Source organism: Paenibacillus sp. JT31N17 (assembly GCF_056269255.1).
In genome coordinates, this window is record NZ_JBWDNP010000021.1 from 24,326 (window position 1) to 40,429 (window position 16,104).

15 protein-coding genes are annotated in these 16,104 nt (G+C 49.9%); 5 read left to right on the forward strand and 10 right to left on the reverse strand.

Features of this window, described 5'->3' with window-relative positions; genetic code table 11:
- Positions 1-4: 4 nt before the first annotated feature.
- From AC0YOB_RS34680 to coxB, 9 genes are all read right to left on the reverse strand, one after another.
- Positions 5-409, reverse strand: a complete 405-nt coding sequence (locus tag AC0YOB_RS34680) for a GntR family transcriptional regulator (protein ID WP_475796669.1) — start codon at positions 407-409, stop codon at positions 5-7.
- A gap of 39 nt (positions 410-448) precedes the next feature.
- Entirely contained in the window at positions 449-1,174 is a 726-nt protein-coding gene (locus tag AC0YOB_RS34685; RefSeq protein WP_475796670.1) for a hypothetical protein, read from the reverse strand.
- A 371-nt stretch (positions 1,175-1,545) separates the two neighbouring features.
- On the reverse strand, positions 1,546-4,581 hold the full coding sequence (locus AC0YOB_RS34690; RefSeq protein ID WP_475796671.1) for a PAS domain S-box protein: 3,036 nt from the start codon (positions 4,579-4,581) through the stop codon (positions 1,546-1,548).
- Between the two features lie 173 nt (positions 4,582-4,754).
- Positions 4,755-5,210: a DUF420 domain-containing protein gene (locus AC0YOB_RS34695; RefSeq protein WP_379113533.1), complete on the reverse strand. Its 456-nt coding sequence runs from the start codon at positions 5,208-5,210 to the stop codon at positions 4,755-4,757.
- Positions 5,211-5,288: 78 nt separating this feature from the next.
- Complete coding sequence (gene ctaG, locus AC0YOB_RS34700) at positions 5,289-6,206, reverse strand: cytochrome c oxidase assembly factor CtaG (RefSeq protein ID WP_475796672.1); 918 nt, start codon at positions 6,204-6,206, stop codon at positions 5,289-5,291.
- 87 nt (positions 6,207-6,293) lie between these two features.
- Entirely contained in the window at positions 6,294-6,611 is a 318-nt protein-coding gene (locus tag AC0YOB_RS34705) for a cytochrome C oxidase subunit IV family protein (protein ID WP_210038889.1), read from the reverse strand.
- Positions 6,612-6,615: 4 nt separating this feature from the next.
- On the reverse strand, positions 6,616-7,236 hold the full coding sequence (locus AC0YOB_RS34710) for a cytochrome (ubi)quinol oxidase subunit III (protein WP_210038888.1): 621 nt from the start codon (positions 7,234-7,236) through the stop codon (positions 6,616-6,618).
- The gene (ctaD, locus tag AC0YOB_RS34715) at positions 7,233-9,041 is read right to left on the reverse strand and encodes a cytochrome c oxidase subunit I (RefSeq protein WP_475796725.1); all 1,809 of its coding nucleotides are present in this window, start codon (positions 9,039-9,041) and stop codon (positions 7,233-7,235) included. Before ctaD ends, AC0YOB_RS34710 begins: the two co-directional genes overlap by 4 nt.
- A 67-nt stretch (positions 9,042-9,108) precedes the next feature.
- Positions 9,109-10,149: a cytochrome c oxidase subunit II gene (gene coxB / locus AC0YOB_RS34720; protein WP_475796673.1), complete on the reverse strand. Its 1,041-nt coding sequence runs from the start codon at positions 10,147-10,149 to the stop codon at positions 9,109-9,111.
- 361 nt (positions 10,150-10,510) lie between these two features.
- Here coxB and AC0YOB_RS34725 point away from each other — a divergent pair, with 361 nt between their 5' ends.
- A complete protein-coding gene (locus AC0YOB_RS34725; protein ID WP_475770063.1) occupies positions 10,511-11,239 on the forward strand; it encodes a hypothetical protein in 729 nt (242 codons plus the stop codon).
- A gap of 140 nt (positions 11,240-11,379) precedes the next feature.
- On the opposite strand, the gene AC0YOB_RS34730 is transcribed toward AC0YOB_RS34725, so the two are convergent.
- Positions 11,380-12,117: a phytanoyl-CoA dioxygenase family protein gene (locus AC0YOB_RS34730; protein WP_475796674.1), complete on the reverse strand. Its 738-nt coding sequence runs from the start codon at positions 12,115-12,117 to the stop codon at positions 11,380-11,382.
- A gap of 162 nt (positions 12,118-12,279) precedes the next feature.
- Here AC0YOB_RS34730 and AC0YOB_RS34735 point away from each other — a divergent pair, with 162 nt between their 5' ends.
- From AC0YOB_RS34735 to AC0YOB_RS34750, 4 genes are all read left to right on the forward strand, one after another.
- Complete coding sequence (locus AC0YOB_RS34735) at positions 12,280-13,134, forward strand: helix-turn-helix domain-containing protein (RefSeq protein WP_475796675.1); 855 nt, start codon at positions 12,280-12,282, stop codon at positions 13,132-13,134.
- A 124-nt stretch (positions 13,135-13,258) separates the two neighbouring features.
- Complete coding sequence (locus AC0YOB_RS34740; protein WP_475796676.1) at positions 13,259-14,035, forward strand: ABC transporter permease; 777 nt, start codon at positions 13,259-13,261, stop codon at positions 14,033-14,035.
- Entirely contained in the window at positions 14,032-14,823 is a 792-nt protein-coding gene (locus AC0YOB_RS34745; protein ID WP_475796677.1) for an ABC transporter permease, read from the forward strand. Before AC0YOB_RS34740 ends, AC0YOB_RS34745 begins: the two co-directional genes overlap by 4 nt.
- A gap of 48 nt (positions 14,824-14,871) precedes the next feature.
- Complete coding sequence (locus AC0YOB_RS34750) at positions 14,872-15,894, forward strand: ABC transporter ATP-binding protein (RefSeq protein ID WP_475796678.1); 1,023 nt, start codon at positions 14,872-14,874, stop codon at positions 15,892-15,894.
- The last annotated feature ends 210 nt before the right edge of the window (positions 15,895-16,104 follow it).

A 16,104-nucleotide genomic window follows, 5' to 3' on the forward strand; every position in this document is an offset into this window, starting at 1 on the left:
CCTTTCATTCGTCAGTGGCGCCGGGCTGCCGCTTGCGCTTCAATATGTCCCGCAGCATATCCAGCATCTCCTCATCCGAGCATTGCACCCGCAGACCCGCATCGACAGCGGCTTCAAGTGCCTCCATTACCGCACTGCGGCGCTGCAGATCGCGCTGCTCTTCCTCCACCTTGGCGACAAATGTTCCTGTACCCTGCCGTGTCCGCAGAATACCCTCGTTCTCCAGATCCTGATACACGCGGCGGATCGTAATCACACTGCATTTGAGATGCTGAGCGAGCTCCCGGATGGAAGGCAGAAGCGTATTTTCAGCCAACTGTCCGCTTACAATCAAAGCCCGCAGCTGCACTTCGATTTGGTGGTACAAGGGCTCTGCGCTTTGTTCATTAATTTGAATGGGAATCCACACCTTGCACACCTTCTTTATTCTTACTTCAGCTTGAACTGCTTATTGCGCCAGATTACTGACATCCAGCCGCTTCTTGACCAGCGATCCGATGACAAGGATGGACAGGATGCCGGCAACCGGCATGCAGATGGTCAGCAGCAGCTCATGCTGTCTGGCCGCATTCAGCGTATATTCCAGAACCGAGAAGTGATTTAACCACAGCAGCAGGACGGCGAAGGCATAGATAAATATATAGAGGAAGCATACAATGAGATAAATCCTCCCGCCGATCGCCATTTCGAAATAAATATAGGTTGAGGCGACCACAAGTCCATATCCCAGCCAGATCAGCAAGAATCCCAAGTACTCACTAAGGCTGAGCGCCTGACGAAGCTCACCGGAGACAAGATACTGTGAAGCAAAGAATACCAGTCCTACTATCAGAAAGACCAGGAGCATCTGAATGATTCTAAAGATAACAATCGAGCTCATCTGAATCGGCATCGTCCGCCAATAGGCGATCTTTTCTTTCAGGTAATCCCTCTTCCAAAATTTAAAGGAATGTTGCCCCATCAGAAAGCCCAGGCAGGGAATCAGACTCAGGTAGAAGAAATCGCCCAGCCACGCATCGAAAGAGAAGGCAGGATTCGGTTCCTCATAAACAGGCAGCAAGGGGAATGTAAATAAGCTGACATATAGAAAAAATAAAATCGAAACAATTAATCCAATCCAGGATCGGCGCATTTCATGCTGGAATAATACAAGTGCTCCCCGCCAGCTGGTCATGCTCTTCCTCCTTCACTCATTATACTGTATATATCTTTATACACAGTATAATGACAGAGGGCCAGTTCTGTCAATCCCTAGTTTGTAAAAAATTTCAAGGCTGATACATTCCTTCGGCCGCTGCAGAGTTAGTTTCCCCACAAAGCTTTACACATCTAATAGCAAAACTCGTAAATAATTCTGTACGGTCATGAAGAAACGGCTGTTGCCATCCTTTTGCTGCTCCTTCCGTTTTTCCCCTTAGACGTTTATCGAAATGTACAGGCGTGAAACTTATAAATTCGATAAGGTCAAAAAAAAACCGGCCCTTACCGGACCGGCTTAAATCTAACACTTGTATCAATATTCGTTTTTGCAGCGTATGCTCACCTCTAGACAGGCTCTCCTTCATCCTCCGCAAGCCCAACCGCGATTGTAAAATAAAACGTAGCTCCCTCTGACTCCGCACTTTCGACCCCGATTATGCCGCCCATCAGTTCCACCAAATTTTTTGAAATAGCCAAGCCCAGTCCCGTTCCCCCATATTTGCGGTTAATAGCTGTGTGCAGCTGGGAGAAGGACTGGAAAAGCTGATTCTGTTTATTCAGCGGAATCCCGATCCCTGTATCGGTCACCTTGAATTCCAGCAGTATCCCTTGGGATAAAGCTCTGCTCTTCACATCAACCGTCAGGGATATGCTTCCCGAATCGGTAAACTTGATCGCATTGCCCACCAGATTAACGAGCACCTGGCGCAGCCTGACGGGATCCCCGACAATGATCGCCGGAACGTCATCCGCTATTTCACAGGTCAGCTGGATCTCTTTCTCCACCGCGCGGTGGAGAAAGAGATCCAGCAGATTGGACATGGTCTCATGAATCGGAAAAGGCTCCCGGTTCAGCACCATTTTGCCGGCTTCGATTTTACTGATATCGAGTATATCATTGAGAATCAGAAGCAGCGCTTCGCTGCTCTGGCTGATAATTCCCGCATATCCGCGCTGTTCTTCATCCAATGAGGTTTGCAGCAGCAAATCCGTCATGCCGATAATGCCGTTCATCGGCGTCCGCAGCTCATGGCTCATCACCGATAGAAATTCTGATTTGGCCCGGTCCGCGCGTTCCGCCGATTCCTTGGCCTTGAGGATTTCCTTCTCGCCGGTAATATCCCGGAACACAACGACCGCACCCTTGCGTTCACCCTTATCGAAGAGCGGAGTCACCTGATATTCCGCCAGAAAGCTGGTACCATCCTTCTTCCACAGCACAGCCTCCTTCTCCTGATGGGAACGGCCGCTATGAATCGCCTGGTAGATGGGGGTATCCGCCGATGACAAGCCCTGCGGGCCATACTGTTCAATCATGGTCAGATCCAGCGATTCCAGCAATTCACTGGAGCTGAAGCCCAGCAGCTGCGCTCCGGCCGGATTAATGAAGGTCGGCCTGCCCGTGATATCCAGGCCAAAAATCCCTTCAGATACCGCATTCAGAATAAGCGCATGCTCATAGCTGAGCTTTTCGATTTGATTGATATACTGCTTGCGTTCCGTAATATCCGATGCAATCCCATATACACCAACGATCTGTCCGTTTACCATGATCGGCACATTATGAATGCTGAGATCCCGTACATTGCCGTCCTTCCCGATCATTCGGGCTTCATAGGACTGCGGTTGACCCTGCATCACAAGCTTTATGCGGCGGACGGTTTCCGCAGCATCATCCGGATGTGACAGCTCATTGAACGGCTTCGCCAGCAGCTCCTCTCTGGAGTAGCCAGTGAGCTTCTCCATACTGGGATTAAGCGAAGTAAACTTAAAATCCAGATCAAAGGAACTGATCCCCGACGGATTATAATCGAACAGCGATTTGTAGCGGCTTTCGCTTTCACTCAGCTTCGATTCGAACATTTTACGGTCCGTAATATTACGGGAAATGGAAATGAGCTCACTTATCTGATCATCTTCATCATACGTGTATCGGCTGCTTGTCTCAAACCAGACATATGTCCCGTCCTTCTTGCGGAACCGGAATACATAGGTTTCCAGATAGCGCCCGTTTTTATTGTTTTCCAAAGCCGCCTTTACTTGGACTCTGTCATCAGGATGAATATAATCGATATAGCTTGCACCAATCATCTCCTTCTGCTCATAGCCCAGCATATGGTGGCAAATCGGAGAAGCGTACAGGATCGTCAAGGCGTCGTCCACGGCATGACGCGAGATAAAGTCCAGTGAATGCTCGGATATAATGCGGTAATTGCGCTCGCTTTCGCGCAGACGATCCTCCATCCGGGTTTGATCGGTTATATCCTGCACCATGCCGATCATCTGCAGGGGCTTCCCGTCTTTAATCACTACCGTTTCCCACTGGTTGCGGAGCATCCTGATTCTCCCGTCAGGAAGCACAATCCGGCATTTATAAGCTGCCGGCAGCCCATCAAGAAGAGATTGCTCCACGACATTCCTCGCCTGCTGACGGTCATCAGGATGAATTCGTTCCAATACAACCTCAATACTGCTGGAAACCGCTTGGAACGCATAGCCGAAAATACGGCGTGTTTCCTCCGAGAATGACAGCTCCCCTTTGATCAAATCCCATTCCCAGCTGCCCATATTGGCAATTCGCTTGGCTTTGGTCAGCCTATCCTCATACTTCTTCCGTTCCGTTATATTTCTGCCGACAGATAAGATTTTTTCCGGGATTCCATTCTTGTCTCTTACGACATGCGACCATATCTCAAACCACAAATAACGCCCATCCCTATGCTGCAGCCTGCGGATAAAACGCTCTTTATCGGAATACAGCATGCCGGGCTGCTCCATCTGGGCGGCATCCTCCGGATGATAATAATCCATGCGTTTTCTGCCGACAAACTCCTCCGGCTTGTAGCCGAGCAGGCTCCAGGAGGATGGAGAAAGATAGATCAAGACGCCATCCGGCGTACTGATCGAGATCAGATCCTGTGCATTGCGAGTGATCAACGAGTATAAATCCTGATAGTCGGGCATCGATGGAACCATCGCCTCAAGAGCCATATCCGGTACCTTCGCAGACAGTTCAACTACTAATTTAGCCGGCTGCTCCACATCATTTTCTGCCGCGCAGCGCGCCCATCGTTGATGGGTACGGATGCCATAGCCCAGCTTATGCCGAACGATCTGATCGGTATCATAAAAGGCGTCGCCTGAGGCCAGCAGACGGTCAAGCTCCTTCTCGGGGAGAGGTGATTCACCATTTATCCGTTCAATCAGCTCAGGGAACGTTCTGTGAAGCAGCTCGCTCTCGGAGAAGCCTGTCAAATCTCTATAAGCAGGGTTGGCATACAGCACCGCTAAATCCTCTGCAGCTAATATGGCAACACCATTCATCGCATGGTGATAAATATGCCCAAAATGCGGATCCTGGTTTAACGGAGGTATAGTCATCCGGATCCCTCCTTGGTTCTTTAGATATATCTTCATTATACTATTAAACAGGTAGTCATAAACATGAGGCGGCGGGTCTAGTGTATATCCGCATAAAATAGAAAAAGAACCGAAGCAGGCTCCGATTCTTTCTTTTTGACCTAATCTAATTCCATTGTCCCGGTTAATACGGGTTAGCCAAACAAAACATCAAGCACCGGTTTGGTATGACCGCCCGGATACATTAAATATAACAGCACATAAACGATAACACCTGTAACAACGGTGACAAGCCAGATCACCGATGTAATCCTGCCTACTTTGCGATGCTTGACGAAGCTGTTTCGAAAAGCAAGCGTAAGCGTCGTGATGCCAAACACAGCCGCTACTGTGGCAAGCGTAATGTGGAAGAACAGGAACACCATATAATAGGTCTTCAGATCATCCGGTCCGCCCCATTCCGTATTTCCTACGAAGATCGTGCGGGACACATAAATAATAAAGAAGAGAAGCGCCGCTATGGAGCCCGCAATCATGACCTTCTTATGCGTCTCAAGTCTTCTCTTAATCGCCAGACGCCAACCGATAGCTACCAATATTCCGCTTATAAAGATAAACGACGTGCTGATTGCAGGCAATAAATCATACATTGACAAGGAACATCCCACCAATTCTTTCAATTCAAACCCAAACCGATTTACACTGCCATAAGCGGCGGTTCCTGCAGGTTAAACCCCTGCGCCTGCGGGGCCTGCGCTACCTGTTCTTGGCAGCTCATCCTCTGTATCGCCTTGCTCTCTCTTATACCAATGAAAAAAGACATAAGCGAGAATACTGCCGTACATCAGCTCCTGAACCAGCTTCATCACGATTCCGCCAAGCTGCTGATCTTCAACGGGCTTCATCAGATTAAAGAAGGAAGGGCCGTCGAACATCGTAAGCAGACGGGTAGGATCGCCCGATACACAGTATCCCATTGCCTGTGCCCATACCTCAGGATCATTATAAGTTGCATACAAGGGTGAGGAGGCAAAGATAATCAGTGCACAAGCCGGCGTGAGCAAGATCCCGTTGGCAAATACATAGGCCATTTTGCGCAGATCCGTCAAACGGTTCCATTCCGGAACAGGGCAGACAATTTGCCACCACATCATAAAGGCTGCCAGCAGCATAACCAAATAATAGATACGATGAACCGTATAATGCGTCATGACAAAATCATGCACGTGAGGAACATGATACAGCGAGAACAGCATATTAAACAGAACCAATGACAGAATCGGGTGCATCAGCGGATTCAACTTCTTCCAGAATGCCCCGCTAAACATCCTCCGCCATACAAAGCCAGGTACAGCCAGCAAAATCAGCGGTGGAACGATCAGATAAGAGATGGACATATTCATCATGTGAAATGTAAACATCATATGACCAAGCATCTCAAATGGCCCGCCTTGTGCCAAATAATACAAAACGGCACCGAAAACAAATAAACTTTTCTGGAGCCAAGTCGCTGGCGGCTCCTGCGGCGCGTGCTTCAGCTTCCACGGTCCCACCAGATAGAAAAACAGAATAACAATCGCAGCAATAAAAAAGAAAAAGATTGGGCTCCATAGCTCTTCAAAGGTGAAGTACTGCAAACCTAGCATGCCTTGATCCCCCTTCCCAGCATTACCCATATTTACAACAAAAGAGGGGGCCAGCAAGGACCACCCTCTTTTCAATTTATCCGTGTACTACCACCATGCCCAATACTCAGCCATGATAACAATGGTGAACACAACGAACACTCCCATAAGGATACCAACTATCGGAAAAATATGTCCGCGATCCTTCATGTGCATCCAAAATGACATTTGGATAATAACTTGCAGTATGGCCATAAACACCAGCATGATATAAATAAACGTTCCGTTTATTTCACCGGCGGCTACCATGGAGAAGGCAATTACCGTAAGCAGGATAGAGAAAATAAAAGCGACGATATGCTTCTGTGGTCCTTCATGCTTATGGCGTTTGCCATGCTCTTCAACAGTTGTGTCTTGGCTTGACATTTGGTTAGCCCACCTTTCCCATCAGATAAACGACAGTGAAGATGAAAACCCACACGACATCGATAAAATGCCAGTACATACCAGCAACATAAATCTTCGGCGCAGTTACAACAGTTAACCCTTTTTTGAAAATTTGCGCGATAAGCAATCCGATCCACAATACCCCGAAAGCTACGTGAGCACCGTGAAAGCCTACCAGTGTATAGAACGATGTACTGAACGCGCTCGTTGAGAATTTATGTCCTTCATGGACATATTCGGTAAACTCATAAATCTCAAGTCCAAGGAAGCCAAGACCCAGAACAATCGTAATGATGAGCCAATTGATCATCGCTTTAACTTTATTGGTGTGCATCGCTTGAATCGCGAACACGCTTGTCAAACTGGAAACCAGCAGGATGAAGGTTGCCGCGGCAACCGTCGGAAGCTGGAACAGCTCTTGCGATGTCGGATTTCCGTCTCCCACCTGGTGACGAAGCGCCAGGAACATGGAGAACAAGGTTCCGAACAAGACCGTCTCCCCGCCAAGGAAGAGCCAGAAGCCGGTCACTTTATTGCGGCCCTCAAGAGTTGCCTTCTCCGGCTCGTGCGGCAGCTTTCCGTCTACATGCGAGTGTGCGCTCATGCTTTTACCCCCTTGTCATGCAGTTCTTCCGGTTCAATATGGAAGCCATGATCATCGAAGACCGAGCGGAGGAACATACAGCCGAACGTGATAACCAAGCCCACGATACCCACAATCGTTTGGTGATACATAAATCCAAGACCTGCGATAAACAAGCCAATCGACATAATAAACGGCAGAATAGATGGTGAAGGCATATGAATCGGTCCAACCGGTTCAGCCGGCGTCATGCCGGTATTGCCGTCCATTTTTTCTTTCCAGAAAGGATCGTAGCTGCGCACAAGAGGCGTCTGCAAAAAGTTATACTCTGGCGGAGGCGATGGAATCGACCATTCCAGCGTACGGCCGTCTTCCCACGCATCGCCGAGGGCATTTTGCGGTTTCATTGATGTAACGACGATATTGACCAGGAAGAATATTGTGCCAAGACCCATCAACATGGCTCCGACTGTACTAATCATATTCAAGTTATTGAAGCCCATGCCATCCAAATATGTCCAGACCCGGCGAGGCATCCCCATCAGTCCAAGGAAATGCTGCAGGAAGAACGTCAAGTGGAAGCCGATGAAGAAGGTCCAGAACGTTAAGCGGCCAAGATTTTCATTCAGCATGCGGCCGAACATTTTCGGCCACCAGTAATGAAGACCTGAGAAGATACCGAAGATCAAACCGCCGACAATAACGTAGTGAAAGTGAGCAACAACGAAATAGGTGTCATGGTACTGGTAATCGGCCGGAGCGGCAGCCAGCATAACACCGGTTACTCCACCCATTACGAACGTAGGCACAAATCCGATGGCAAACAAATTGGCTGTTGTAAACTTGATGGAACCGCCCCACATCGTGAACAGCCAGTTGAAGATTTTGATACCGGTAGGTACAGCGATCAGCATCGTTGCGATTGAGAACAAAGCGTTGGCAACTGGTCCAAGACCGGTTGTAAACATGTGATGCGCCCAAACCATGAAGCCGAGGAAGCCGATCAGAACCGTTGCGAAAACCATGGAGCTGTATCCAAACAGCCGTTTGCGCGAGAACGTACTGATGACTTCGGATATAACCCCGAAAGCCGGCAGAATGAGGATATATACCTCAGGATGTCCGAAGATCCAGAAGATATGCTCCCATAGAACGGCGTTACCGCCATTATTGACCTCGAAGAAATTACCGCTGAACAAGCGGTCAAACATCAGCGCCACCAGACCAACCGTCAGTGCCGGGAAAGCGAACAGAATGAGCGCCGAGGTAATGAATGCGGTCCAGGTGAACATCGGCATACGCATGAAGCTCATGCCCGGAGCGCGCATATTAATAATCGTCGCCAGGAAGTTGATGCCGCCGACCAGTGTTCCGATACCAGCGATCTGCAAACCGATGACATAATAATCAACGCCATGATCCGCACTATAGGTCGAGGTTGCAAGCGGTACATATGATGTCCAGCCCGCATCCGGAGCTCCACCTGTGAACCAGCTGACATTCAGCAGCACTCCGCCTGCGAAGAATGTCCAAAATCCAAGTGCGTTTACAAAAGGAAAGGCAACGTCGCGCGCGCCAATCTGGAGCGGTATAACCGCATTCATCATCGCGAAAATCATCGGCATCGCGGCGAGGAAAATCATAGTTGTACCGTGCATGGTCAACAGCTGGTTATATGTATCAGCGCTGACAAAATCATTTTGCGGCTGCCATAACTGAATCCGAATCATAATAGCTTCCAAACCGCCAACAAGGAAGAAGAAGCCACCTGAAATCAAATACAGAATGCCAATTTTCTTATGGTCAACGGTTGTCAGCCAATCCATTAAGCCGCTATACCGTTTAACCGCATGTGCGTGAGCCAAAGTTGGTACCTCCTTCAATCCGCGAGTATTAATAATTAAGCTTCAAGTCAGCCAAGTACTTGGCAATGGCATCAATCTGTTGATCGTTGAGCTCTACTTTCGGCATTAGTGATCCGGGCTTAACGGCTTGAGGATCCGAAATCCATTTCTTAAGATTATCCTCAACCGATCCTTCATTCTTGTATTTAGGCTCGTCGCTATTGACCAATATGCCCGCAACCGCATCGCGGCTTCCGATACCTGTCAGGTTCGGATAGGTTTGTCCGCCATTGGCGCCAATCGCATGACATGACAAGCACTGGTTCGTTATGAGATCCGCAGTTGCCTGATCGGCAGGCAGCGCAACAGGCTCTTTCATCTGTGCAACCCAGCGATCAAAAGAAGCGCGGTCGACTACTTTTACCTTGAAATCCATCAGTGAGTGGGAAGGTCCGCAAAGCTCGGCGCATTTCCCTAAGTACACGCCTGTCTTCGGCGCTTCAAAATACATTCTGTTGACGTTGCCGCCCGGGTTCGTATCGATCTTACCCGCAAGTGAAGGAATCCAGAAGGAGTGAAGCACATCAGCCGTCTTGGCTTCGATGGAGATAACGGCATCATTAGGAATCAAGAGCTCCTGGGCCGTCTTCAATCCGTATTTCGGGTATTCAAATTCCCACCAGTATTGATGAGAGGTAACCTTGATCTGAATCGCGTTGGGATCTTTGGAATAATCCTGTGCGAGTCCAAAAACCGTCTTGATTGTCGGAACACCGAGAATGATCAAAAGAATGATCGGAATAACGGTCCAAATAATTTCCAGCTTGTGGTTACCTTCAACCTGAACCGGAATTTTGTCGCCTGGACGACGGCGATAGCGAATAATAACATAGAACGCAATTGCGAAGATGACCACGACTACAATTACCATGATAATAATAGTCAACTTCATTAGTCCGAATTGTTCCTCGGCTACCGGTCCTTGCGGTCTAAGAGTCGACAGGTCAGCTCGTCCGCATGCTGACAGGAGCAATACCATCCCCGCAAGAAGCGGCATAAGCCGTTTTAGAACGTGCCACCGATTCATCATCAATCAACCCCACTTTTGACTTTTTCGCAGCAGCCTTGGATGGCGGAAATACGGCCTGCTGCGTGATTTTCCTAGGTGTATAGACAAACTTCCGCAATCTAATCACTTTATTAAATATAAAGTTGGAGGTGCTATTTGTCAATGTTCCCAAGAGAGTTCACAAATTGTTCTCAAAGCTGAAAAAACCTCGATTTTAGCGCTTTTTTTGCTTGCCAACAGCCTGCTCCGTAACCCTCTTGAAGCTCCATGTCTATCCTTCATTGTTTGCTTAAACCATGGTTCTTTATGTATGAAATTGTGATGCATATTTCAAGTTTCGACGCCCATGCTAAGAACAGATTAAAGGAAGGGGCGAACCACCGTGGAAAAGCTGCGCAAGCTTCTTATGTCATTCACCGCAATTGCCGTCATTCTAACCGTCTCAAGCGGCTGCAATTACAGACGACAAACCGAGAACAGCACCTACGATTACGGCACTCAGCAGAAGAACGATCCGAAAATGCTCGGCAGCCGCATGTACGGGACGATGAGCGGCTTGCCGGGTCAGCATGACAATCAGTGGCTCGAATACAGCAACATGCTCTCGACCGAAGTGTCCAACATCAACGGCGTTGCAGCCGCGCTCGTATTTCTGACGGACAAGAACGCATATGTAGGCATGACGCTGGACTGGACCGCAACCCATACCCGTAAAACCGGCGGCAGAGGCACCCGGGAGCAGAACAATACCGGGTCGAACTCCGGCGTATATAATTCGGATAACGGCAGTCCGTACTGGAACAACCAGCGGATTGTCGGTCCTTATAATTCCCAGTTGTCCGTCAATGACCATAATGAAATTTCAGGCGAGCTCAAGCAGACCATAGCCGTTCATATACGCAGACTGGCGCCTGCTGTTCAGGAAGTTCATATATCGGCCAACCAGCAGTTTGTAAACCACCTTGTCCAGTATGCCCAGGAAGCATGGGCAGGACACCCTCTCACCCCTTGGACAGACTCCTTCAACAAATTGGTCAAGCATCAGTTTGTTGGCGGCGATGATGTTCCCGAGCCGCTGGATGTGCAGATCCGCCGCGCACAAACAAAATAAAGATCAAGACTGAGGAATGCGCTGACGCACATTTCCCCGTCTTGATCTGCAAGCTTAAAATGCCGATTGTGAATTTATTTCTTCTATAATATATGCAATAAGATTACGCTGCCCCGCCTGATACACCCGGCCCGGGCAGTTTATTCGTTCACGAATTTGCTGCCCGCAATATTCTTGCCCCTGGCCAGCCACACCTTGAATCCGGGATTCTTCTCCGGCACGACCTTGGCTTCCGTGGAGAAATACCTCATTGTGTAGCCGCAGCGCCGGTAAGGGCTCTTGTTCGCTTCTGCACCGTGAATGATACGGGAATCATGCAGCGAGCATTCTCCTTGCTCCAGCTCGAAATAAACGGCTTCAGACTCGTCAACGTTCTTGATTTGGGTGGCAAACAGATTCTTGGCCGCGTCGATATCCTCGTATTCGGAGAACCCGTTTCGATGAGTGCCGGGAATCACGCGCATGCATCCATTTTCTTTCCAGCTGCGGTCGATGGCAAGCCAGACCGTGATGATTTTATCGAAGGAGCTCAGACGTCCCTTCCAGTACGTAGAATCCTCATGCCAGGGAGTCGGGCGGCCAACTAGAGGATCCTTACATATAAAGTGACTCGACCAGAGTCCGATATTGGGCCCGATTATGGGCTCAACCAGATCGAGTACCTCCTCGCTCAGCAGATAATCCAACAGCCGTTCATCGCGAAAATGCGGCGTATCCAGCTCATCGGACAGCTTGCTGCCTTTTTGAGCCAGCTGCTCCTCGAAGATTTCCGTGAGAGTACGCATTTTTTCCGGGCTGAAAAGCTGTTTATTGTGGAGCAAATAGCCATTCTCCTGATAATAGTCAACCTGTTCCTTTGAAAGCGTAGACAATTGCATTAAAAATGCCTCCTTTGTTGGTGTTTCCTTGCCTGTTGTCCTTATTTTATAATGTTTCGGCCTGCGAATTCTCCTTTTATATTCAGATATAATACGCATATCTTCAGATTGATGATAAATTCCTATATAATCTACTTAGATGAAAGGAGATGAAGGAAATAAATGGTCTATCCCCCGCTGCCGACAAGACTGACCAATGACGAGTATTTCTCCTCCTCGACCTTCCGTATCTTTCATCAGCACATTGAGGAACAGGTGGATCTTCATTGGCATGAGTTTTATGAGATTTCCTTCGTCGTGTCAGGTGAAGGCTATAATATTGTCAACGGAGTTCCGATGACGATCGCAAGAGGCAATCTCTTCCTGCTGACGCCGGCGGATTTTCATATAATCGGCCCTTCGCGGGGGAACTCCCTGGAGATTTACAATCTCATATTTTCCGATGAGTGGATGGAGCCTCAGATGCGCGAGCTGCTGTTTCATAATCCCGTTGAACTTTCTGCAGTGATGACAGAGAGCATGACCCCGGATCTGATTGCATGCTTCTCCCTTATTATGAAGGAATCAGGCAGTCAATTCTCCGGCAGGCGTCTCATGGTGGGAAGCGCTCTGAACCGCATACTGATCGAATTGCTGCGCGCATGCGAGGCTGAAGCCGGGGAAGCGGAGAGGAAGCAGCAGCCAATGCCCCATGCCCATTCAGCCGGCATCCAGGATAGCCTCGTGTATATCCACCATCATTTTCGCGAACCGCTCTCTCTGGAAGCCGCCGCCAGACAGGCAAGGCTTTCCCCCAATTATTTCAGCGATTGCTTCCGCAAAACGACAGGCACTGCCTTTCAGCAATATTTGCAGAGCCTCAGGCTTAATTTTGCCAAATCTCTCATCCAGTCCTCCTCCCTCCCGATCTCGGAAATCAGCTATATTTCCGGCTTCAACACGCTGACCCATTTTGAGAAAATGTTCAAACGGAAGTTTGGAGATGCTCCAAGGAGCTTCCGTACCAAGGCTGAATAAAAAAACATTGCATTTCCTCCACCATTTAGGATATGATGGTCTCTCGCTCTCTCTACGAGCATTTCACCTTTGCATCCAGGCAGTCCGGCTCTTCGCCGCAGCTTATCATGATGGAGGTGCTATTTTGCTTTTCCTCGTTTTGGCCCGTAAGACATACTTACGGAATCTGCAGTACCGCGGCGCACATATGGTACATAATATCGCAAGCGCCCTTTTCGGCTTCATCTACATTTCCATCTGGACCGGCATTGGCGTAAGCCAATCGCTTGGCGCCTACGGAATGAGCGGCATGATCAGCTATGTCGCCTTCAATCAGGTCAGCTTGTGGGTCGCCGCTTTTCTGAACAACGGCCTGGGCCTGGAGCAATCCGTCCGAACCGGTCAAATCGCCATTGAGCTCATGCGTCCGGTTCACCTGTTCTATCAGCTGATGTGCAAGGAATGGGGGCAGATCGCCTACCAGTTTGTCTACAAGTTTCTCCCGATTTACACGCTGTACCTCTTCGTCCTTCCGCTTCATGTCCCTTCATCCCTGCTTACTTTCATCTGGACCGCTGTCGCTTTGATGCTCGCCGCCTATATTTCCATCTGCATCAATTTCCTGATTGGAGCCTTGGCGCTCTGGACAACCGAATCACGCTGGCTGTACTGGGTCAATTATGCCTTCAGTATGCTGCTGTCCGGCTTTCTCATTCCCATTGAGTGGCTGCCGAACTGGCTCGAGCTGATCAGCCGGGCTTCGTTCTACCCGTTCCTGCATTATGTGCCAACCCGGATTTATCTGGGCATGGACGGCCCCGTCCCACTGCTCGGCTCTCTTGGCTGGGGCGCCGGACTCACCTGCATCTGCCTGATGATTGCCCGGACGATGCGGCGCAAAGTGGAGGTGCAGGGCGGATGAAATGGCTTCGCATGTACCATCTGCTGGTAGTCGCCAGCCTTCGCAGCCGAATGCAGTACAAATTCAATTTCTGGTTCTCTTCCCTGATGGCTGCCCTGATCAATGTCGTGGAATTCGCCATGCTGGCCATTATTCTGCTGAAATTCGGCCATATTAAAGGCTGGTCTCTGGCAGAAGCCGGCTATCTGTATGCCATCCTGACTCTGTCCAAAGCGATATACAGGACGGTAGCCTCTGATGTGCATCACCTGGAAAAATATTTGCTCAGCGGCGACCTGGACAGTCTGCTGCTGCGGCCGGTCCCCGTGCTGCTCGGACTGATGTCGTTCAATGTATCCTTCCGGATCGGGGAGATCATTCAAGGCGCTGCCGTGCTTGCTGTCAGCATACAGGCTTTATTTTCCTCCGGGCAAATCTCCTGGGTTTCGATCCCGCTGACGCTGCTGGTTATCCTCTCAGGCGCTTTGCTATTATTCGGAATCGGACTGCTTACGGCTACGGCGGGCTTCTGGATTACGAGGATTGAAGAGCTGCAGAATATTACAGAGGACGCAGCGCGGACAGCCGTCCAGTATCCTGTTTCGATTTATCCCAAGTGGATGCAGGTCATGCTGCTCAGCGTTATTCCGGTCGCATTCGCCAATTATGTCCCCTCATTGTTTATTCTGCGCGGGGAAGGCGGAGTCTGGCTGCTGTTGTCCGCATTCGCTGCGGCTGTACTGGTGTTTGCCGCTGGTCTGTTTATGTGGCGGGTCGGTTTATCCCGTTATCAGAGTACAGGCAGCTAAACAAGCATCACTATTCGTATATTCTCAAATAGGAGGACCAGCGCTCATATGATAACGGTCGAGCACTTATCCAAGGAATTCAAATCAGCCGTCCCCAAGGAGGGGCGGTTCAGCGGGCTGCGCACCATGTTCTCAAGGGATTATACGGTGAAGGAAGCCGTCCGTGATATCAGCTTTACGATTAATCAGGGGGAATTCGTCGGGTATATCGGGCCTAACGGAGCGGGAAAATCAACGACGATCAAGATGCTATCCGGCATTCTTCATCCGTCAGCGGGCGAAGTGCGGATTGCCGGCATGAGCCCCCACCGCGAGCGGCGCACTGTCGCACGCAGACTTGGCGTGCTGTTCGGACAGCGGACACAGCTGTGGTGGGACTTGCCGGTACGGGATTCCTTTGATATTTTGGCCGCCATGTACGGTGTGCCCGATGAAGAGAAATCGCGGCGTCTTGGTGAGCTGAGCGAACTGCTGGCTCTTGCCCCGTTCATGGAGACCCCAGTGCGCAAGCTGTCACTCGGACAAAGGATGCGCGCCGACATCGCGGCGGCGCTGCTCCACGATCCGGACATTCTGTTTCTCGATGAGCCGACCATTGGACTTGATGTAATCGCCAAACGAAGCATCCGTGAATTTTTGCATTCCATCAACCGCGAGCTGGGCAAGACGATCCTGCTCACGACTCATGATATGGACGATATTGAACAGCTGTGCAGCCGCGTCATTGTGATCAATGACGGCCGTCTCGGATTCGACGGGACAACCGGCGGGTTAAGGCGGAGGATCGGCTTGCCGACCATCATTCGGGTAACCTATCTCAGTATGGCTTCTCCGCTGATAGACGGCCAGTTTAATCCGGCCGACTGGCCGGGAAGCGCCGCTGAGGAACCGCAGGACCGCCGTTGGCCCCTGCGGCTTACGGGCAGTGACGGTCATACGCTTACCGTAGAGTGCAACCGCGATCAGCTCAGCGCCATGGAGGCGCTGCGGATGCTGGAGCAGCTGGGCGAGATCGAGGATGTTCATATGGAGGAGCCCGACTTTGAAGAAATCGTTCACCGGGTCTATTAAGACCTGATAGTGTTAAAGACCTGATCAGGATAAATCAGGTCTATATTTACAAACTCCTCACCCCATACGCGCAGCCCGTCAGAGTCAGTTGGTATTGGCCAGTCCGTTGGCATTAGCCAGTTAGTTGGCGCTGGCCAATCAGTTGGTATCGGCCAGTCCGTACGCGATCTGGAATAGCGGTCTCAAGATTATCTTGTCTCAAATGAGAAG